The 19,921-nt window shown below is 49.9% G+C and carries 17 protein-coding genes; 7 read left to right on the plus strand and 10 right to left on the minus strand.

Features of this window, described 5'->3' with window-relative positions:
* Positions 1-7: 7 nt before the first annotated feature.
* On the minus strand, positions 8-1,546 hold the full coding sequence (gene gpmI / locus B5F29_RS14700) for a 2,3-bisphosphoglycerate-independent phosphoglycerate mutase (RefSeq protein WP_087155354.1): 1,539 nt from the start codon (positions 1,544-1,546) through the stop codon (positions 8-10).
* Positions 1,547-1,620: 74 nt separating this feature from the next.
* The gene (locus tag B5F29_RS14705; protein WP_087155355.1) at positions 1,621-2,484 is read right to left on the minus strand and encodes an aldo/keto reductase; all 864 of its coding nucleotides are present in this window, start codon (positions 2,482-2,484) and stop codon (positions 1,621-1,623) included.
* Between the two features lie 182 nt (positions 2,485-2,666).
* On the opposite strand from B5F29_RS14705, the gene B5F29_RS14710 reads away from it, so the two are divergent.
* From B5F29_RS14710 to B5F29_RS14725, 4 genes are all read left to right on the plus strand, one after another.
* Positions 2,667-3,653, plus strand: a complete 987-nt coding sequence (locus B5F29_RS14710; protein WP_087155356.1) for a lysozyme inhibitor LprI family protein — start codon at positions 2,667-2,669, stop codon at positions 3,651-3,653.
* 49 nt (positions 3,654-3,702) lie between these two features.
* A complete protein-coding gene (locus B5F29_RS14715) occupies positions 3,703-4,365 on the plus strand; it encodes a MerR family transcriptional regulator (RefSeq protein ID WP_143449172.1) in 663 nt (220 codons plus the stop codon).
* Positions 4,366-4,448: 83 nt separating this feature from the next.
* Positions 4,449-5,183, plus strand: coding sequence for an ABC transporter ATP-binding protein (locus B5F29_RS14720; RefSeq protein WP_087155357.1), 735 nt, complete (start codon positions 4,449-4,451; stop codon positions 5,181-5,183).
* A complete protein-coding gene (locus tag B5F29_RS14725) occupies positions 5,170-6,438 on the plus strand; it encodes a hypothetical protein (protein ID WP_087155358.1) in 1,269 nt (422 codons plus the stop codon). Before B5F29_RS14720 ends, B5F29_RS14725 begins: the two co-directional genes overlap by 14 nt.
* 57 nt (positions 6,439-6,495) lie before the next feature.
* Here the strand turns inward: B5F29_RS14725 and tpiA are convergent, their stop codons facing one another.
* The 3 genes from tpiA to gap form a co-directional block, all read right to left on the minus strand.
* Positions 6,496-7,245, minus strand: coding sequence for a triose-phosphate isomerase (gene tpiA / locus B5F29_RS14730; RefSeq protein WP_087155359.1), 750 nt, complete (start codon positions 7,243-7,245; stop codon positions 6,496-6,498).
* Positions 7,246-7,271: 26 nt separating this feature from the next.
* Positions 7,272-8,495 (minus strand): phosphoglycerate kinase, encoded by a 1,224-nt coding sequence (locus B5F29_RS14735; protein WP_087155360.1) that lies wholly within the window; start codon positions 8,493-8,495, stop codon positions 7,272-7,274.
* A 200-nt stretch (positions 8,496-8,695) separates the two neighbouring features.
* Positions 8,696-9,709: a type I glyceraldehyde-3-phosphate dehydrogenase gene (gap, locus tag B5F29_RS14740; protein ID WP_087155361.1), complete on the minus strand. Its 1,014-nt coding sequence runs from the start codon at positions 9,707-9,709 to the stop codon at positions 8,696-8,698.
* 253 nt (positions 9,710-9,962) lie between these two features.
* Between gap and B5F29_RS14745 the strand changes: the two genes are divergently transcribed.
* Positions 9,963-10,769, plus strand: a complete 807-nt coding sequence (locus B5F29_RS14745) for a histidinol-phosphatase HisJ family protein (protein WP_330397629.1) — start codon at positions 9,963-9,965, stop codon at positions 10,767-10,769.
* A gap of 19 nt (positions 10,770-10,788) precedes the next feature.
* Here the strand turns inward: B5F29_RS14745 and mnmA are convergent, their stop codons facing one another.
* The 4 genes from mnmA to B5F29_RS14765 are packed head-to-tail and all read right to left on the minus strand — an operon-like array spanning position 10,789 to position 14,009.
* Complete coding sequence (gene mnmA, locus B5F29_RS14750; protein ID WP_087155362.1) at positions 10,789-11,874, minus strand: tRNA 2-thiouridine(34) synthase MnmA; 1,086 nt, start codon at positions 11,872-11,874, stop codon at positions 10,789-10,791.
* Between the two features lie 2 nt (positions 11,875-11,876).
* On the minus strand, positions 11,877-12,320 hold the full coding sequence (gene nifU / locus B5F29_RS14755) for a Fe-S cluster assembly scaffold protein NifU (RefSeq protein WP_087155363.1): 444 nt from the start codon (positions 12,318-12,320) through the stop codon (positions 11,877-11,879).
* A 47-nt stretch (positions 12,321-12,367) separates the two neighbouring features.
* Positions 12,368-13,537, minus strand: coding sequence for a cysteine desulfurase NifS (gene nifS / locus B5F29_RS14760; protein WP_087155364.1), 1,170 nt, complete (start codon positions 13,535-13,537; stop codon positions 12,368-12,370).
* A 7-nt stretch (positions 13,538-13,544) separates the two neighbouring features.
* Complete coding sequence (locus tag B5F29_RS14765) at positions 13,545-14,009, minus strand: RrF2 family transcriptional regulator (protein WP_087155365.1); 465 nt, start codon at positions 14,007-14,009, stop codon at positions 13,545-13,547.
* Between the two features lie 123 nt (positions 14,010-14,132).
* Here B5F29_RS14765 and B5F29_RS14770 point away from each other — a divergent pair, with 123 nt between their 5' ends.
* Together B5F29_RS14770 and B5F29_RS14775 are read left to right on the plus strand one after the other, a co-directional pair.
* Positions 14,133-15,626 carry an oligosaccharide flippase family protein gene (locus tag B5F29_RS14770; RefSeq protein ID WP_162608447.1) on the plus strand — a complete coding sequence of 498 codons (1,494 nt, stop codon included), beginning with the start codon at positions 14,133-14,135 and terminating at the stop codon, positions 15,624-15,626.
* A 115-nt stretch (positions 15,627-15,741) separates the two neighbouring features.
* Complete coding sequence (locus tag B5F29_RS14775) at positions 15,742-16,770, plus strand: 3-deoxy-7-phosphoheptulonate synthase (RefSeq protein WP_087155367.1); 1,029 nt, start codon at positions 15,742-15,744, stop codon at positions 16,768-16,770.
* 50 nt (positions 16,771-16,820) lie between these two features.
* On the opposite strand, the gene B5F29_RS14780 is transcribed toward B5F29_RS14775, so the two are convergent.
* Positions 16,821-19,877: a gamma-glutamyl-gamma-aminobutyrate hydrolase family protein gene (locus B5F29_RS14780; RefSeq protein ID WP_087155368.1), complete on the minus strand. Its 3,057-nt coding sequence runs from the start codon at positions 19,875-19,877 to the stop codon at positions 16,821-16,823.
* Positions 19,878-19,921 lie beyond the last annotated feature (44 nt).

The raw sequence follows: 19,921 nt of genomic DNA on the forward strand, positions 1-19,921 counted from the left end.
TCCTACCTTATTTTATCAACAGGGACTTTCCGGTCATCTCTGCCGGCTGTTCCATATCCATCAGTTCCAGAAGCGTCGGGACAATATCTGCCAGGCAGCCGCCCTCTCTCAGCTTATAGGAAGGATCCGCGTTTACCAGAATGAACGGAACCGGGTTCGTCGTATGCGCCGTAAACGGTTCGCCGGTCTCATAATCCTTCAGCTGCTCCGCATTTCCATGATCCGCGCAGATAAACATCTGGCCGTCTACGGATTTCAGCGCGTCCACCGCCTTGCCCACGCACTCGTCTACGGCTTCGATCGCCTTGATCGCCGCGGCTTCCACTCCGGTATGGCCTACCATATCCGGGTTCGCGAAATTGATGATGATCACATCGTATTTTCCGGACTTGATCGCCTCGCAAAGTTTATCGCATACTTCATACGCGCTCATCTCCGGCTTCAGATCGTAAGTAGGAACTTTCGGAGATTTTACAAGGATACGGTCCTCTCCCGGATTGGGCTCTTCCACTCCTCCGTTGAAGAAGAACGTCACATGGGCGTATTTCTCTGTCTCGGCGATACGGGCCTGGGTCATATTATGAGCGGCCAGATACTCGCCGAAAGTATTCTTCAGAACCACTTTATGGAATGCTACCAGTTTGTGCGGGATCGTCTCATCATAATCTGTGAAGCATACATAGGTCAGATCCAGTCTCTTCTCTCTCGGGAAGCCTGTGAAATCATCATCGCAGAATGCGCGGGTGATCTCTCTCGCCCGGTCCGGACGGAAGTTAAAGAAGATGATGGAATCCTTGTCCTGGATCGTCGTCACGGGTTTTCCGTCCTTTACTACGACGATCGGTTTCACAAACTCATCGTGCACATCCTGGCTGTAGGAATCGTTTACCGCGCACACAGGGCACTCCGCCTGCACGCCCTCGCCTTTGGTCAAAGCTCTGTATGCCAGCTCCACACGGTCCCAGCGGTTGTCGCGGTCCATCGCGTAGTAGCGCCCCATCACGGTCGCCACTTCGCCCACGCCGATCTCTTTCATCTTATCGCGGAGCTCTTTAATGTATCCTTTTCCTGATGCCGGCGGTGTGTCGCGGCCGTCCAGGAAACAGTGTACGTATACCTTCTCCAGGCCATGGCGTTTTGCCATCTCCAGGAGCGCGTACAGATGGGTATTGTGGCTGTGCACGCCGCCGTCGGACAGCAGTCCGTACAGATGCAGGGAAGAATCATTCTTCTTCGCATTCTCCATGGCAGCCTGCAGAGCCTCATTCTGGAAGAAATCTCCGTCCTGGATCTCTTTCGTGATCCTTGTCAGTTCCTGATATACGATACGTCCGGCGCCCATATTCATATGGCCCACCTCGGAGTTGCCCATCTGTCCGTCCGGCAGGCCTACTGCCAGGCCGCTGGCATTCCCCTGTACAAAGGGATATTCCTTCATCAGTTTATCCATCACCGGAGTCTTTGCCTCCGCTACTGCATTTGCCTCGACTTTGTCATTCAGTCCATAACCATCTAAAATCATCAAAACTGTAGGTCTTTTGCTCATATCCTATCTCCTTTTTGTACTTTGCTAATTCATTATTGTACATGAACTGAGTCCGACATTCAAGCCTTTTTGCGTCAAACTCCGAGTCCCTTCTGCTCCTGCACGCGGGGCAGATCCGGGTGCTCTCCTCCCCACCCGATCTGCGGCAGACACCGCAGCAGATACAGGTCTTCTTCGGCAATCTGCACGTCCGGAAGTTCCAGGTTCTGCTTCAGGCGCTCCATGGAAGATGCCTTGGGGATCACGCCGATCCCCTGCTCCAGCAGGAAGGTCAGCAGGAACTGTGCCGGTGTAAGACCGTATTTTTCAGCCATTTTAGCCACCAGCGGCTCTTCCAGCACCCGCCGGCGTCCCAGAGGGCTCCACGCCTGTACCTGGATATGCTGTGATTTACAATACTGAACAGCCAGTTCCTGCATGTATCCCACATGCAGCTCCAGCTGGTTGACCATAGGCCGGACTTTAGCCGTCTCAAGCAGCGCCTCTATGTGATGCGGCAGGAAATTGCTGAGGCCGATGGCTTTCACTTTTCCCTGATGATAAAATTCCTCCATAGCGGCCCAGCTTCCCCGGTCCAGTTCTTTCCAGTCTTTACTGTCGGGATCCGGTTTCGGCCAGTGGATCAGGAACAGATCCAGATAATCTGTCTGCAGCCGCTCCAGAGATTCCTCAAAACTTTTCTTCGTGGCCTCATAACCCAGCCTGTCTTTCCACACTTTGGAGGTCAGGAAAATCTCCTCTCTGGGAACGCCGCTCTCCCGGATCGCGGTCCCCACTTCTGTCTCATTTTCATAGACCGCCGCAGTGTCCAGCAGACGGTATCCCGCTTCCAGCGCCATATGGATAATACGTCCGCCACTGCCATCTGTAGACTTATAAGTACCATAACCAATCTTCGGCAGCTTTACGCCGTTTTCCAATACAAAATACTGTTCCATTTTTTACCTCTCTCTACCATCTGACAAATGTATATTTTATTGGCAACAGCTCAGCTTTTCCCGCCGTCCTGAACTGTTACGTTTATTGTAACACCGAAAGCCCGGAAAGCAATACAAAAAATTTATTTCATCCGCATAAATCGATAAAATGTGATATATTAAAAGCAGCGAGGATAAAGCCTATGAAGACAAATATTCTTATACAATTTCTGGCCGGCGTCCTGATCCTTTCCACATCCGGATGCTGTCACAGCCCGGCAGACGGCGAAGGACGCACAGACGGCAGCAGCGAAGCTGCCGCCGCTGATCATACCGGAAGTCTCTCTTTCTCAGATTTTCGCAGACTGAGATTCACTTTTACCAGCGGCGCCGGCGCATGGGCCACAACCTTTACGATCAATGAAGACGGCAGCTTTTCCGGCGAATACCGGGACAGCGATATGGGCAGCAATACTCTGGAGTACCCGGGAGGCATCGCCTACCAATGTACATTCAGCGGACAGTTTTCTCAGCCGGAAAAGGTAGATGACAATACCTGGGCGATGCAGATCGAAGCCATGGAATATGCCCGCGAATCCGGGACAGAAGAAATCAGAGACGGCATACGCTATATCTACAGCGACGCATATGGACTGGAAAACGCGGATAACATCCTGATCTATCGGCCCGGCACGCCGCTTGGGGAACTTCCGGAAGGATTTCTAAGCTGGGTGGGATACAGCACGCTGAACAGCGAGGAAGATACAGAACTGCCTTTCTATGCTCTGTACAACGAAAACATGCAGTACGGCTTCATGAGCTATGACATTGCAGAAAACCTGCGGGACACGCTCAGCTCTACAGAAAGCCGGACCGCCAGGCTGGAAGATTCCATCGAAAACGATGTGGCGCTCTCACAGGACGATCTCAACGCTCTGTCCGCCGATCTGTACGCCGCTTGGGACGCTCTTCTGAATCAGCTCTGGGAAGTCCTGCAGCAGATATTGGATGAAGATACTATGGAAATACTGACCCTTGAAGAACGCGCCTGGATCGTCGAGAAGGAACAGGCCGTCAAAGACGCCGCCGCTTCGTACGACGGCGGTTCCGTCACCGCTCTGGTCTGCAATCTGAAAGCGGCAGATATGACCAGAGAACGGGTCTATGAACTAATGGAATATCTGGAATAGATCGTTTGTTGGCGGCTATTTCTGACGCATTTGTATAATAGTTGATACCATGCCTAAATCAACATATCAAAAGAAAGACGCTAAAGAATTATCCATGAAAATAAAAGAAATTGAAATTCAGACTGGCATTACAAGCCATAATATTCGTTTTTACGAAAAAGAAAAACTAATTTTTCCTAAGCGAAATCCGCTCAACGGCTATCGTGAATATACAGAACAGGATGTAGAACTCTTGAAACGCATTAAGTTATTGAGAATGTTAAATGTTCCGGTTTCTGATATAAGGGAATGTATAGAGGGGAAGAAACAGCTATCAGATGTTTTAACAATTCGTTTAGAAGCTATAAAAGCAGAGGAAAATAGAATCCGGCAAAATCATCTGCTATGTGAACAGCTTGCGGCTATGGAAATTGAAATAAACGATTTACCCGCAGAACTTATAGACAAAATATTCCGTGACAAAAACGCTTATGTATACCAGTTAGAACAATTAAAGAAACATGACCGAATGGAAAATTTGATTTTTCTTTCCAAGCAAATAACTTGTATCTTGGGGTGGCTAATCGTAATTGTCGTGTGTTTACAGTTTTATTTCGGACTTTTTGCCGCACACGTAAGTAAACCGTTACAAATTGTAACGTTCATAATGACAGCATTATTATTTAGTTGTATCTTTTGGATTATATATTGCAATGAAAAAAAGGACAGATGATAAAATTTGTCCTTTTTTCTTGACCTTAACCCTTGTCTAAGGTGTATGTTCAAAGAAATAACAAACGGGAAGAGGTATATTTTATGTATGTGAAGATAGAAAATATAAGTTTTGCATATGCCGATGAAGCTGCCCTTCGGAATGTAAGTTTCGGAATAGACAAAGGAAAAATAACCGGCTTAATCGGTTCCAACGGCGCAGGAAAGTCAACGATGTTGAAAATAATGATTAAGAAGTTAAAACCGCAAAGTGGGAAAATAACAATAGACGGAATGGATATAGTTTCATTAAAAAACGATAATTTTCCAGTTACCTTTGTGCCGGATGTTCCAGTGTACTATGAAGAACTCACTGTATGGGAGCATATGCAGTTTATAAAAGCATTATATCCGCAAAGTAATATTTCGATTAAAGAAATCATCATGCAATTTAATTTACAGGAACATCTGCATAAAATACCCGCCGCATTATCAAAAGGAACTTTACAGAAAATGATGATTGCACTTGCGCTATTGCGGCAATATGAGATATTTCTTGCTGATGAACCCTTTACGGGACTTGATCCAAAGCAAATATATGGATTCAAACAGATTTTACAGGAATTAAAACAGCAGGACAAAGCAATTCTTATTTCAACACATTTATTGGATATGGCAGAGGGTATTTGTGACAAGTATGTCTTTCTTCACAACGGAAAGATTTTGGCGAAGGGCGGAAAAACTGAGATAATAAAACAGTATCATTTGAAAACAGAATTGACACTAGAAGAACTTTATATGTTCTTGTTAGAGGGAGACGAACATCATGCTTGTCTATAAAATGATGTGCTTAAACAGGCTTCGGGAATATAAGAGATTGATACGCAACATGCTGCTTCCGTTATTGTCTTTACTTATGATAGCCGGATTTATTGGTTATCAGACACTCTCTGTGGTTTTTCCGGTTCTCAAAGGGATAGAAAAATTTAGCACAAGTATTTATTATAGCAGTATTTTGTTTTTGACACTCTACACCGGATATGAGTGTTTTATGAAAGTTAAGCCGGCTATTACTGTTAAGCCGGCGGCAATGTTTTTCCTCAGCGAAAACACATTATCCAAACTTATAGTCATAAAGTTTATTGGAACAGGCCTAAAACATTTTATATTAACACTTGCTTTTACATTCTGTATCAACGGAATCCATTTTAACAGCGACTTTTTATTAACCCTTTCAGCATTTTTTTGCATATTAAATGCCTGTTGTCTGCTTCAGTGGAAAATATATCATACAAAGCAAAAATGGAAAGATGTAGTCATCTGGTTTTTAATATGTTTTCCTGCTATGCTGATAAACATACACCCGCTTGCCATTATCGCACCCATTGGAATATGGTTAGCACTGGCACTATTTGATTTTCTTATACTGGAATTGAATACTGCAAAATATGAAGAAGAAATGCGATTCAGAGAAAAAATACTAGTCGCACAGAACTATAATAATACAGTACTGCTGAATCAATATGTAAAAGAAAAAAAGGTTCGCTATCTTCCAAAATCCCAAAATGTATCGAAGCTGTTGTCAAGAAATCCGCTGATTTGGAAGGCCAAAACATCTATTTACAGGCTGAGTAAAGATTTGATTGCGATAGGCGTTGTTTTATTTGGAATCAGCCTGTCCATTTATAAAATACCGCTCTTTTGGTCATTACCCTTTCTGGAACAGAAAGAGACACGACATTTTTTATTGATTGGGAGTATCTTTGCGATATTTCAATTAACATTGCAGAGTATGCTGAAACAGTCAGACAGTATTCTGGAGAAAGCGAAAGACGGCTTATTTATACCATTACCGGAAAAGCAGATCATAAAACAGTTTACGGCAGTTCCGGTTATGATGATTGGTACTGAAAGTTTACTCCTTGCAATTATTATGCAAAACAAAGCGTTACAAATTATCATCGGGTGTATTGCAATGACAACAGTAACAGCTTTTATATTTTGGCTTGATGTGAAACATAAAGCACTATTGGCAAAAGGATATTTTGCTTTGAATATTATAGTTTTTATCGTATCTTTGATTATTTCAATATAAAGCAAAACACCATTCGATCAGTAATTGCTCACAAATCGAATGGTGTTTTACGTCATTTTATTTCCAGTTTACAATCTTTCCAAAATCCGGTTTCAGAGCCGCGCCGCCTACCAGGCCGCCGTCGATATCCGGCTGCGCGAACAGCTCCGGAGCGGTTGCCGCATTGACAGATCCGCCGTACTGGATACGGATCGCGTCTGCAGTCGCCTGATCATAGATCTCTGCGATGCACTCACGGATGCCTTTGCATACTTCCTGTGCCTGCTCGGTCGTAGCGGTCTTTCCGGTTCCGATAGCCCAGATCGGCTCGTATGCGATCACTGCGCTGGCTGCCTGCTCTGCAGTCACACCCAGGAATCCTACTTTCACCTGCTGACGGATGAAGTCCATGGTCACGCCCTGCTCTCTCTGAGTCAGAGTCTCGCCGCAGCACATGATCGGGGTCAGGCCATGCTCGAACGCTTTGAGCATCTTCTTGTTGACCGTCTCGTTGGTCTCTGCAAAATATTCTCTTCTCTCAGAATGACCAAGGATCACGTATTTTACACCCGCATCAGTGAGCATGTTCGGGGAAATCTCTCCGGTATATGCGCCTTTCTCCTCAAAATACATATTCTCAGCGCCTACCTGAATGTTGGAACCTTTTGCCGCTTCTACTACCGGGATGATGTCGATAGCCGGTACGCAGAATACCACGTCCGCGTCATCCGTTGCCACAAGCGGCTTCAGAGTATTTACCAGCTCCACTGCCTCGGTAGGAGTCATGTTCATTTTCCAGTTTCCTGCAATAATCTTTCTTCTTGCCATTTTAAACGGCCTCCTTAATCTTATCTCTATTTGTCGTCTGCAGCCATTACGCCCGGAAGCTCTTTGCCCTCCAGGAACTCCAGGGAAGCGCCGCCGCCGGTGGAGATGTGAGTCATCTTGTCGCCATAGCCCAGAGTATTTACAGCTGCAGCAGAGTCTCCTCCGCCAATGATCGTGGTCGCGTCAGTCTCGGCAAGCGCTTTCGCCACTGCGATCGTACCTTTTGCCAGAACCGGGTTCTCGAATACGCCCATCGGTCCGTTCCATACAACAGTCTTGGCGGATTTCACCGCGTCTGCGTACAGTTCAGCCGTCTTCGGTCCGATATCCAGCCCCAGCTTGTCAGCCGGCATTGCGTCACAGTCTACGGTCTCTACTTCGATCTCAGCGTCGATCGGGTTCGGGAATGCGCCGGCCACTACCGTATCGATCGGAAGAAGCAGTTTCTTGCCCAGTTTTTCAGCCTTCTCGATCATCTCTTTGCAGTAATCCAGTTTGGTATCGTCTACCAGAGAGGTTCCAACTTCCTTACCCTGTGCTTTCAGGAAGGTATAGGCCATACCGCCGCCGATGATCAGAGTGTCGCATTTCTCAAGCAGGTTGGAGATTACGTTCAGTTTGTCCGCAACCTTTGCGCCGCCCAGAATCGCTACAAACGGTCTTACCGGGTTCTCTACCGCGTTGCCGAGGAAGTTGATCTCTTTCTCCATCAGGTATCCGACTACATTCTCTCCGCCTTTTGCCTTGATGTATTTGGTAACGCCTGCAACGGAAGCATGCGCTCTGTGAGAAGAACCAAACGCGTCGCATACATAAATGTCAGCCAGATCAGCCAGCTCTTTGCTGAATTCGTCGCCGTTCTTGGTCTCTTCCGCTCCGCGGAAACGGGTATTCTGAAGCAGTACCACATCTCCGTCTTTCATATTCTCTACGGCTTTTGTAGCAGCTTCGCCGGTCACATGATAATCCGACACGAATACCACTTCTTTGCCCAGTTTCTCAGACAGGCGTTTTGCAACCGGAGCCAGGGATTCTCCCTCGTTCGGGCCGTTTTTCACCTTGCCCAGATGAGAGCAGAGGATCACCTTTGCGCCATCGTCAATCAGTTTCTTAATGGTCGGAAGAGCCGCCACGATACGGGTCTCATCCGTGATCTCGCCATTTTTCAGCGGAACATTGAAATCGCATCTTACAAGCACGCGTTTGCCTTTTGCGTTAATGTCGTCTACGGTCTTTTTATTCAGTGCCATAGTTCTATCCCTCCTAATGATATTCACCGGATCCTGCCTTGCAGGAGTCCCGCCTGCGGCGGGTCGCATAAGCGGCAGCTTCCATGCCGCAGCATCGCGATCCCCGCGGAGCGTTTTTGTATCGCGGAAAACAATGTTCTTTGCGATACAAAAAAGGGTCCGGTCCTGAAGACCGGACCCTTAAAGGTCTTTGCTTATGATTAGCCAAGCTCTGCGAAGTATTTGATAGTACGAACCATCTGAGAAACGTAGGAGTTCTCGTTGTCATACCAGGAAACAACCTCAACCTGAACTTTTCCGTCCGGAAGCTCAGAAACCATGGTCTGAGTTGCATCGAACAGGGAGCCGTATCTCATACCAACGATATCGCTGGATACGATCTCATCCTCGGTATATCCGAAGGACTCGGTTCCTGCTGCTTTCATAGCTGCATTGATCTCATCCTTGGTTACTTTCTTGCTCAGAACTGCGAACAGAAGCGTGGTAGAACCGGTCGGGGTCGGTACACGCTGAGCAGCGCCGATGAGTTTGCCGTTCAGTTCCGGAATAACAAGGCCGATAGCCTTTGCAGCGCCGGTGCTGTTCGGAACGATATTTACCGCACCTGCACGGGATCTTCTCAGATCGCCTTTTCTCTGCGGTCCGTCAAGGATCATCTGATCTCCGGTGTAAGCGTGGATCGTGCACATGATACCGGACTCGATCGGAGCCAGATCATTCAGAGCCTTAGCCATCGGAGCCAGGCAGTTGGTGGTGCAGGAAGCTGCGGAAATGATGGTATCCTCTTTGGTCAGAGTGGTGTGGTTTACATTGTATACGATGGTCGGCAGATCGTTGCCAGCCGGAGCGGAGATAACCACTTTCTTAGCGCCTGCGGTGACGTGTGCAGATGCTTTTTCTTTGGAGGTGTAGAATCCGGTGCACTCCAGAACTACATCTACGCCGATCTCTCCCCACGGAAGTTCTGCAGCGTTAGCTTTTGCATAGATCTTGATCTCTTTTCCATCAACGATAATGGAGTCGTCCGTTGCGGATACGGTGTCTGCCAGTGCGTATTTACCCTGAGAAGAGTCATACTTCAGCAGGTGTGCAAGCATCTTCGGGGAAGTCAGGTCGTTGATCGCAACTACCTCATATCCCTCAGCACCGAACATCTGTCTGAATGCCAGACGGCCAATACGTCCGAAACCATTGATTGCTACTTTTACTGCCATGTTTCAATTCCTCCTAAAAAGTTGAATAATAAATTTTTGACCTTATAACTCTTTCCATGATTGTTAAAAGATCATCAACCATTACATATTCTACCTAATTTGTCCAAAAATATCAATACCCAATGTCAAAGAATCCCTATTTTTTTTCTTTACTTTCGCGGAAATATCCCATATGATGGAATGAAAGAAACAAACAGTTCCAGCTGTCTTCACCCGGGACAGTGCGGCACTGTTTTTTACGCAGGAGGAAATTTTGAAGATCTTATCTGACTATCATGTACACTCATCCTTTTCAGGAGACAGCAGCGTCTCTCCTGAGGCTGTAATCGAACAGGCAATCTCTCACGGGCTCCAGCATCTGTGCCTCACGGACCACATGGATTATGACTATACGGACGGCGACGTCTGCTTTGAATTCGACCCGCGTGAATATTTTCGCAGGCTGCAGCCCCTGAAAGAAAAATACCGGGATCAGATCGACCTTTGCATCGGCGTGGAACTGGGACTGCGTCCCTATCTGAGCGGGCGGCACCACAGCCTGATCTTTTCCTATCCGTTCGACTTTGTGATCGGATCGATCCACCTGGTAAACAACCGCGATCCCTACTTTCCGTCTTACTTTGAAGGCCGGGATGAGTCGGGCGCATATCTGGAATATTTTCAGTGCGCTCTGCAGAATCTGAGAGCCTATTCCAACTTCGACACCTTTGGCCATCTGGATTATGTGGTCCGTTATGGTCCCAATCAGAACCGTTTTTATTCCTATGAACGGTACCGGGAAATCCTCGACGAGATCCTGCGCACGCTGATCCGCCGTGATATCGGGCTGGAAATCAACACCGGCGGATACCGCCACGGTCTGGAAGAACCCAACCCCTGCAGGGAAATCATCAAGCGCTACCGGGAGCTGGGCGGCCGGATCATCACATTCGGTTCCGACGCCCACGACCCGCTTTTCCTGGGCTACCAGTTTGACCGGGCCGCCGCTCTCGCAAAAGAATGCGGATTTACCAGCTATTATATTTTCCGCCGCCGCAAACCTCAGGAACTTCCTCTGTAGTCCGGCCTGCCGGCCGTCTCTAACAGGTTCCCAGGATCGTGCCGCCGCCTGCCACGTAGTCGCCGTCATAGAAGACGACTGCCTGGCCCGGCGTGACCGCGCGGACCGGCTCGTCAAAAATACATTCCACTTCATCCTCTCCCGTTCGCCGGACCGTACACATGGCTCCCGCGTGATTATAACGGATCTTCGCCAGGCACCGCATTCCGCTCTCCGGCGCTTCCACACCCATCCAGTTCAGACGGTTGGCCCTGAGCCTGTCTGAAAATACGTCTTTTGTCTCCCCGATCACCACTTCATTGGTCTCCGGGCGGATCTCAAGCACTACCACAGGGCGTCCCATGGACAGTCCCAGCCCTTTTCGCTGGCCCACAGTATAATGCGTGATCCCTTTATGCTTCCCGATCACAGTTCCATCCGACCACACAAAATTGCCTTCCGGGATCCTCACTCCCGCATGTTCTTCGATAAAGCGAGCATAATCCTTATCCGGCACAAAACAGATCTCCTGGCTGTCCGGCTTATGCGCCACCGAAAGTCCCAGATTCTCCGCAAACGCGCGTATTTCTTCTTTAGAATATTCTCCCACCGGCATCAGCGTACGGGAAAGCTGCTCCTGGGTCAGATTGTACAGAGCATATGTCTGGTCCTTGGCAGCCGTCTTCGACATCTTGAGAGCATATCTCCCGTTCGGCAGGAGATCGATTCTGGCATAATGACCGGTTGCGATATAATCCGCACCGATCTCCATGCTCCGCCTCAGCAGCGATTCCCATTTCACATACCGGTTGCAGGCGATGCAGGGATTCGGCGTGCGTCCACACAGATACTCGTCCATGAAATAGTCGATCACTTTTTCCTGGAAATCTTTTTTAAAATTCATCACATAATGAGGAATCCCCAGACGTGACGCTACGCGTCTCGCATCCTCTACAGCGCTGAGCCCGCAGCATCCTCCGTTCTCTTCCATCTGCTCCGGCTCCTCATCCTGCCAGATCTGCATGGTCACTCCCCATACCTCATATCCCTGCTGCAAAAGCAGCCAGGCCGCCACAGAGGAGTCTACTCCCCCGGACATGCCTACTACTACCTTTTTTCTCTTCATCTTTAATACTCTTCGCTTTCCTCTTCTTCACCTTCGTGAATATCTGACTTCGGCTTCTCCAGGCCCTCGATCCTGATCCCATGCTTTTCTGCATAGTCCCAGAGCGCCGCATGGATTGCTTCCTCCGCCAGCAGAGAACAGTGTACCTTGACTGGCGGCAGCCCGTCAAGAGCTTCCATAACCGCTTTGTTCGTTACCTGAAGCGCTTCACGGATGTTCTTTCCTTTTACCAGTTCCGTAGCCATACTGCTGGTGGCAATCGCTGCTCCGCACCCGAATGTCTTAAACTTCACATCCCGGATGATCTGGTTTTCATCGATATCCAGATAAATTCTCATAATATCTCCGCATTTTGCGTTCCCTACGGTTCCTATGCCGCTGGCGTTCTCAATCTCTCCAACGTTTCTGGGATTCTGGAAATGATCCATTACTTTATCGCTGTACATATCGTTTTTCCTCGTCTTTCTTTTCTTTATCCTGTGCGGCCGGCATCCTACTGCCGGCGCACAAAGTCTTCATAGAGCGGAGACATTCCTCTTAACTTCTCCACAATCTTTTTAATCGCTTCTACCACATAATCCAGTTCTTCCTCTGTCGTCTCCTCACTGAGGGTCAGGCGGAGCGAACCGTGCGCGATCTCATGGGGCAGTCCGATGGCAAGCAAAACATGGGAAGGATCCAGAGAACCGGATGTGCAGGCGGAACCGCTGGAGCCGCAGATTCCTTCCATATCCAGCATGATCAGGAGAGACTCTCCTTCCACAAACTGAAAGCTGAAGTTCGCGTTGTTCGGCAGACGTCTGGTCCGGTGTCCGTTCAGTCTGGTATAAGGCACTTCGTGAAGCACGCGGTCGATCAGATGATCCCGCAGTTTTCTTTCCATTGCCGTCCTTTCTTCCATGGTACGCACCGCGCGTTCTACTGCCGCGCCGTATCCCACAATTCCCGGCACATTCTCCGTACCGGCACGGCGTTTCCTCTCCTGAGCTCCGCCGTGAATAAAACTGCGGATCTTCACCCCTTTGCGGATATAGAGGAAACCGATGCCCTTGGGCCCGTTCAGCTTGTGTCCGCTGGAGCTGAGCATGTCGATCCCCAGTTCATCCACCTGGATGGGAATCTGGCCGAACGCCTGCACCGCGTCCGTATGGAACAGGATCCCATGCTCTCTGGCGATCTGCCCGATCTCTTTCACCGGCTGGATGGTTCCGATCTCATTGTTGGCAAACATGATGCTGATCAGGATCGTCTCCGGACGAACAGCCTTCTTCAGCTGATCCAGCTTCACGATCCCGGATTCATCCACATCCAGATACGTCACTTCATACCCTTGCTTTTCCAGCCACTGGCAGGTATGCAGCACCGCGTGATGTTCGATCTTCGACGTGATAATATGATTGCCCTTCGCACGGTACGCTTCCGCCGCCGCTTTGATGGCCCAATTATCGGCTTCTGTGCCGCCGGCAGTGAAATAGATCTCTTCCGGCTTTGCGCCCAGCGCTCCGGCGATAGTTTCCCGGCTGGCAGCGATCGCCTCCTTGCTCTTCTGAGAAAACTGGTATACGCTGGACGGATTGCCGTACAGTTCGGAAAAATACGGAAGCATGGCTTCCACCACTTCCGGCGCCGTCTTTGTCGTTGCTGCATTATCTAAATAAATCATGTTCTAATCACTCCTCTTCTATTCCATGCATCCGCAGGTCTTCTTTCGCATCCCGTACCCTCCGGCTTTCTTCCGCCAGATCACTGAGCTTCATCTCGTCCACGGTACGGTTCACGCTTTCGTTAATCTTCTTCCAAACATATTTGGCCACACACAGGTCTTCCCCGCTGCAGCCGCCTTTTCCGAGAAGGCCCGGACACTCTACCGGACTTAAGCTGCCCTCCAGTGCCCGCAGGATATCGCCCACCGAGATCTCTTCCGCAGGGCGTTTCAGCAGATACCCTCCTCCTGCTCCGCGGAAGCCTTCCACCAGCTCCGCTTTGCGGAGCCTGGCGATCAATTGTTCCAGATAGTTCTCTGATATGTTCTGTCTGGCCGCGATACTGGCCAGCGATACCGGTTCTTCCCCGCCATACTGGGCCAGGTCAATCATCGCCCGCAGGCCGTAACGTCCTTTTGTAGATAATTTCATCCTGTCCACCTTTAATTCCTAGCATTTTACTAGGTTTTATGTTCTGATCATATCATCTGTCCCTGGTTCTGTCAAGCACCCGAAATGAATATATTTAAAAACAAAAGCTATCGCAGGATTTCTATGAAATCATCGACTCAGTTTGTCAAAGGGACCCTGATCCTGGCCTTCGCGAATCTGCTGTGCAGATTTCTGGGTTTCTTCTATAAGATATTCCTGGCACAGGCCCTCGGTGCGGAAGGAATGGGTATCTACCAGCTGATTTTTCCCGTTTTTTCTGTCTGCCATGCGCTGACGGCTTCCGGAATCGAAACGGCCATTTCCCGTTTTACCGCTTCCAGGAAGGAGGATGGCGCATCCTTTCTGTACGCAGGAGTTTCCATCTCTCTTGCCGCATCCTTTCTGACCGGAGCAGTACTGTGGCTGGGCGCTGCATCTATCTCCGTCCGTCTGCTGCATGAACCCCGCTGCGAGGTTCTTCTTCAGATCCTGGCTGCGGCGATTCCTCTGGCCGCTTTCCACGGGTGTTTCTCCGGTTACTGCCTGGGCAGAAAACAAACCGCCGTCCCTGCCGCCGCCCAGTTTCTGGAACAGGCCGCGCGCATCGGCACCGTCTGGCTTCTCTGCGGCATCTATGTCTATCAGGGAAAAGAAATTACCCCTTCACTGGCCGTATTCGGACTTCTGGCAGGAGAAACAGCGTCATCACTGCTGATGCTCTCTTTTGTCTCGCCGGGACGTCCCGACCTGCATCCGGTCTCCAAGTATCTGAAAAAATGCCGGACTCTTCTTTCCATGGCTCTGCCGCTCACCGGAAACCGCCTGACGCTTGCTCTGCTTCAGAGTCTGGAAGCCGCCCTGATTCCTCTCTGCCTGCGCAAGTCCGGGCTCAGCACTGCGGATGCCTTGAGTCTCTACGGGATTCTTACCGGAATGTCCATGTCGTTTCTCATGTTTCCCAATGCGCTGACCGCCTCTGTATCTTCCATGCTGCTTCCCGCAGTCTCGGAAGAACAGGCCCGCGGTGATCAGAGAAGAATCTCGCTGACCATCGAATATACCCTGCAGTTCGGTCTGACCATCGGGATTTTCTGTATGGGGCTCTTTCTCCGCTACGGACAGCAGCTTGGCGAACTGTTTTTCCAGGAACCTCTGGCAGGACGATTTCTGGTCACGCTGGCATGGATCTGTCCCTTCCTGTACCTGACCGGCAATCTGAACAGCATCCTGCACGGATTGGGAGAGACCGGGATCACGTTTTTCAACCAGCTGACAGGCAGCGGAATCCGCATCCTTTTCGTTGTCTTTCTGGTTCCCGCTCTGGGAATCCAGGGCGTCCTGCTTGGCATTCTGGCCAGTCAGCTTATACTGAGCATACTCGGGATTCTGGCCGTATCGCGCCATGTAACCCCCTCGATCGGTCTGGACAGTCTGGTCCTGAAACCGCTCGGGGCTCTGATCCTTTCCCTGGGAGGTGTGGAACTGATGAAACATTTATGCCCCATCCTTCGTCTGGGCGGCGAATTATTTACGCTGGTCCTCAGCATCTGCCTGATGGCTGCCGTCTATTTTCTTCTGATGATCCTGGCCGGTATCCGTAAAATTTTTCGTCTTTGAAAGACCGTCTTTGTCGGGCGCCGATTGGCATTTACAACGCGAAAAACTTATACTATAATAGAAAATTGTCAGGGACAGACGCATGTCCCGGCCGAAGGAGACGAAAGGAGACATTATGGGATTCACATTCAACAAAAAACTGCCCATCCCGAAAGAGATCAAAGCCATGTATCCGCTTTCGGAAAAATGCGCAGCCATAAAAGCACAGAGAGATAAAGAAATCCGGGACGTAATCACCGGAGCAGACGACCGTTTCCTGATCATTATCGGCCCCTGCTCGGCGGACAATGAGACGGCTGTCATGGATTACCTCCACAGACTGGTGCCCGTCCAGGATAAGATCAAAGATAAATGTATTATTATACCTCGCATATATACCAACAAACCCCGCACCACGGGAGAAGGCTATAAAGGAATGGTGCATCAGCCGGATCCGGAAGCCGCTCCGGATCTGCTGGCCGGACTCGTCGCCATCCGGAAGCTGCACATACGCAATATTGAAGAAACAGGTCTGACTGCTGCCGATGAGATGCTTTATCCGGAAAACTGGTGGTATCTCTCCGATCTGCTTTCCTATGTGGCCGTAGGAGCCAGATCCGTAGAAGACCAGCAGCACCGCCTTACCGTCAGCGGTTTCGATGTGCCGGCCGGCATGAAGAATCCCACCAGCGGCGACATGACGGTTATGCTGAACTCTGTAGTCGCCGCCCAGCACGCGCACAATTTTATCTATCGCGGATGGGACGTCAATACTGGCGGCAACCCGCTGGCACATACCGTTCTGCGGGGTGCAGTGAACAAACGGGGCGCGACGATTCCCAACTACCACTACGAGGATCTTCTCCTGCTGCTGCATCTTTATCAGGAAAAGAACCTGAAAAACCCCGCCTGCGTAGTGGACACGAACCATTCGAACTCCAACAAACAATATCTGGAACAGATCCGGATCACCAAAGAGGTCCTGCACAGCCGCCAGTACAATCCCGATATCCACAAGCTGGTCAAGGGACTGATGATCGAAAGTTATATTGAGGACGGCTCGCAGGGTATTCACGATAAAGTGTACGGCAAATCCATCACCGACCCATGCCTGGGCTGGGAGAAAACCGAACGTCTTCTCTATGAGATCGCAGAAAAATGCTGATATATACGGAGCGGAGATCAGGCTGACTGCGCCTGATCCCCGCTCCTCATTTATCTTACATATTTCTGAATAAAATTCAGCATAATCTTGCGCGTCTCCTCGTAAGCATTGGCGGTCTCAAACCGCCGCTCCGGATGCCACTGGAGCGCCAGAATCTTCATCTCGTCCGATCCGAACGCTTCCACGATCCCATTTTCCCGGTCCAGGGCCAGCGGTTCAAAACAAGGGGCAAGATCCGCTTCAAAGATACAGTCGTCATGGTAATTGTTCACCCAGATATTCCGCTCTTCTTTTATCAGCCACACCTGATGGTCCACTCCGCGCTTTCTCTCAACGGGCAGATCCGGATGATAACGGAGCTTCCCTCCGAACATGACATTGATATACTGCATTCCCCGGCAGGTCGCGATAATCGGGATTCCATGCGCCACGCAGTAATGGATCACCTGTTCCTCCATACGATCCCGGTGAGGCTGCAGCTCATCTTCATGGGGACGGTCATACATCTCCGGCGGCAGGGAACCTCCTCCTACCACGATCAGCAGGTCCCTTTTCTTATTGAACAGCATCTCCACATTTTTGGTAAAATTTGACACGGCTTTCGGGATAAATCCCAGCAGTTCGTAGAACCGCACATATCCGGATTCCAGGATGTCCACCGGATCACCATACTGATTTACCCCTTCCCTCTGGGTAATCAAAGCGCTCAGATTCCGGTACTGTATACCTTCTTCGATCTTTCCGCTCTTGCAGTCCATGGACAGATAGCTTAAAGACGCCACGTAATCATAGATCTTTTCCCCGCAGCCGATGGCGGCAGGTATTTCAAATTCCGCGCAGCGGATCGCCATGTGGGAAGCCGCGCCCCCATAACAGGTAATAAATCCTTTGATTCCCTTTGTGAACACCCACTCGTATCCCGGATCCGCCTTAGGCACTACTACGATCTTATCATGAATATCCGCATCCGGCTCCTCTTCCAGCAGGACCGCTTCGCCTTCTACCTTTTTCGTCGTGATAAAATTCGGCCTTGCCTCATACACTTCGACCACATCCAGGCTGGTGCGGTCCACGATCACTTCAGGAAGCGAAAGTTCCCGGAACTGCTGGTACTTCACGTGCCTTCTCTGGATCAGGGTTTCCAGCCTGTCCTTCAGTTCCTCCGCGATCATATACTGCGGAATCTTGAAATCTTCGATCTTCAGCCAGGAAAGATCCTGCCGGGCAATCTCCAGCACATTGCCCGTACGTATCAAAAGCTCCAGGATCAGACTCAGGGATTTTGTAAACTCAAATTTAAAATATTCTCTCTGACGCACCGCGCTCCGTATAAAATGGATCAGCTGTCCTGCCTCGACCGAAATACTATGCTCGTCCAGTGCCTGTTGGATCCGGGACAGTTCCAGGGCGTCCGGGCGCCCTTCGGTTCTCTGACGGTGTCTGGAAGGTCCCGGACGAAAATTCATCTGATCATAACGCTCCGTACGGATATCATAGGTTCCCACACGCAGATGGCCGTATTTCCGGTTAAATTCTGCCCGGGTCATGCGGTCCATGGAGAAATCCCGGAAGTCCCTCTCAAACTCCGTAGCCACCGTGGAGATCGACTGCATAAATGCGTCTACATCCTCAGCGGGAAACCAGCTCGTCCCCGGTTCCGAGGCAGGTCCGCATTCCGTAAGACTTCTTAAGAATGCTCTGGCCATAAAAGCCATTCTGGCCTGGCGGGCAAACTGGGGCGTTCCATAGAGCTGCAGAGCCGTCATGAGATTCTGAACCGACGCCAGTATCTGATGAACGGAGATTTCCTGGTTCGCCAGCCGGGCTTCTTCATTCTCACGGATCTCTTCCAGACTCTTCAGCGCGTCCAGGTCTTCCTCCAGGATTTCATCAAAATGCAGGATCGCATACTCGGTCACTTCCTTCAGGCTCTCCGTCAGACAGCGGCGTTCTTCTTCCGTGAACCCATAATCCAGCAGACACCCGGTCCTCTCTTCCGTCCCGAAATCATAAGTGGAAAATACGATTTCGAACTCAATCTTGTCATGGGCCGTCAGATTACGCTTCAGCGCCTCCTGATAATATTTCACCAGCCGCAGCGCCAGCGGCTCGTCTACCTTCTGCGGGATCAGCGAATAGAAAGAATATTCCAGACAGATATAAGGTTTATTTCCTATCTGGTGCATAAGGTCCTGATCCAGCTTTCTGAAACCGATAGCCGCGATCCCCTGGTTCCAGGCCCGCCGCGTGATGATGGCCCGGTACAGGGAATAATCCAGCGGCCGCGGATTGGTACCGATGATCTCGGACGGATTCCAAAAAGCCATATCCGACAGCATCATAGGAGTATCGGTCACCACGTTGCGGTGATGGGCATACATGGCTCCCGCATCCTGCAGCAGTCGGAAAAAGGCCTGATCATCGTAAGAACCCGCCTGTTTGTAACTGGCCACCAACGGCCGCATCTGGAAAAGGATCACCCGGTTGTCCTGATCGATGGCAAATTCAATATCCAGCGCCAGTCCGTCCATGATCTGCTCCAGTTCCCGGACTGCCCGCAGCAGTTCTCTCCACGGCGTGTGCAGGAGGTTCTCATCCACGTTGCGGATCACCTTCATCATCCTGCCTGCCGACCCGCTGGTCACGCTGTCCGTCGATCCGGTCTCATCATAGTTAATCAGATAGTAAGGCCGGTGATTCTGGATATCCCTTGTAAAGACAACTCCCCCGTACCGCACATTCTTTGCCTGGCACTGAATCAGCACCTGCTCGTTCTCCACCTGCCGGATATCTCTGGCATAAGAAGCAATTACCGAATCTACCGCCCGGATAATCTCCTCCTTACTTGAAGAATTCACATCCAGTATGCTTTTATAATGTCCCGCGTTGGACCGCTGAAAGGAATCTTCTGCAGAAGAAGAGCTTCTCACCACGATGCGCCGGCCTTTAAACTGCTCCATAATCTCCCGGCACACCGCCTGTTTGTCCTTCTGGTAATCTCTGATATACAGAATATACATTTCCTCAATGACAGATTCACGGACCAGACTTCGGAGCGCGAACAGCGTATCTGCTTTTGTCGATATGAGTTTCCTGTGTTCTTCCATGGTCTCCTCCCGTTAAAAAAGCGCACAGATCCCCCGGATCCATG

The sequence above is a fragment of the Lachnoclostridium sp. An196 genome (assembly GCF_002160135.1).
GTDB classification, from domain to species: domain Bacteria; phylum Bacillota; class Clostridia; order Lachnospirales; family Lachnospiraceae; genus Hominiventricola; species Hominiventricola avistercoris.

Excerpts from the sequence above, each read along its gene's own strand:
- gap (WP_087155361.1), bottom strand. The coding sequence starts at position 9,709 with ATGGCAGTAAAAGTAGCAATCAATGGTTTCGGACGTATTGGCCGTCTG.
- B5F29_RS14705 (WP_087155355.1), bottom strand. The coding sequence starts at position 2,484 with ATGGAACAGTATTTTGTATTGGAAAACGGCGTAAAGCTGCCGAAGATT.
- B5F29_RS14725 (WP_087155358.1), top strand. The coding sequence starts at position 5,170 with ATGCTTGTCTATAAAATGATGTGCTTAAACAGGCTTCGGGAATATAAG.
- B5F29_RS14735 (WP_087155360.1), bottom strand. The coding sequence starts at position 8,495 with ATGGCACTGAATAAAAAGACCGTAGACGACATTAACGCAAAAGGCAAA.
- B5F29_RS14765 (WP_087155365.1), bottom strand. The coding sequence starts at position 14,009 with ATGAAATTATCTACAAAAGGACGTTACGGCCTGCGGGCGATGATTGAC.
- gpmI (WP_087155354.1), bottom strand. The coding sequence starts at position 1,546 with ATGAGCAAAAGACCTACAGTTTTGATGATTTTAGATGGTTATGGACTG.
- nifU (WP_087155363.1), bottom strand. The coding sequence starts at position 12,320 with ATGTACAGCGATAAAGTAATGGATCATTTCCAGAATCCCAGAAACGTT.
- B5F29_RS14715 (WP_143449172.1), top strand. The coding sequence starts at position 3,703 with ATGCCTAAATCAACATATCAAAAGAAAGACGCTAAAGAATTATCCATG.
- B5F29_RS14775 (WP_087155367.1), top strand. The coding sequence starts at position 15,742 with ATGGGATTCACATTCAACAAAAAACTGCCCATCCCGAAAGAGATCAAA.
- tpiA (WP_087155359.1), bottom strand. The coding sequence starts at position 7,245 with ATGGCAAGAAGAAAGATTATTGCAGGAAACTGGAAAATGAACATGACT.
- B5F29_RS14710 (WP_087155356.1), top strand. The coding sequence starts at position 2,667 with ATGAAGACAAATATTCTTATACAATTTCTGGCCGGCGTCCTGATCCTT.
- mnmA (WP_087155362.1), bottom strand. The coding sequence starts at position 11,874 with ATGAAGAGAAAAAAGGTAGTAGTAGGCATGTCCGGGGGAGTAGACTCC.
- nifS (WP_087155364.1), bottom strand. The coding sequence starts at position 13,537 with ATGATTTATTTAGATAATGCAGCAACGACAAAGACGGCGCCGGAAGTG.
- B5F29_RS14780 (WP_087155368.1), bottom strand. The coding sequence starts at position 19,877 with ATGGAAGAACACAGGAAACTCATATCGACAAAAGCAGATACGCTGTTC.
- B5F29_RS14770 (WP_162608447.1), top strand. The coding sequence starts at position 14,133 with ATGAAATCATCGACTCAGTTTGTCAAAGGGACCCTGATCCTGGCCTTC.
- B5F29_RS14720 (WP_087155357.1), top strand. The coding sequence starts at position 4,449 with ATGTATGTGAAGATAGAAAATATAAGTTTTGCATATGCCGATGAAGCT.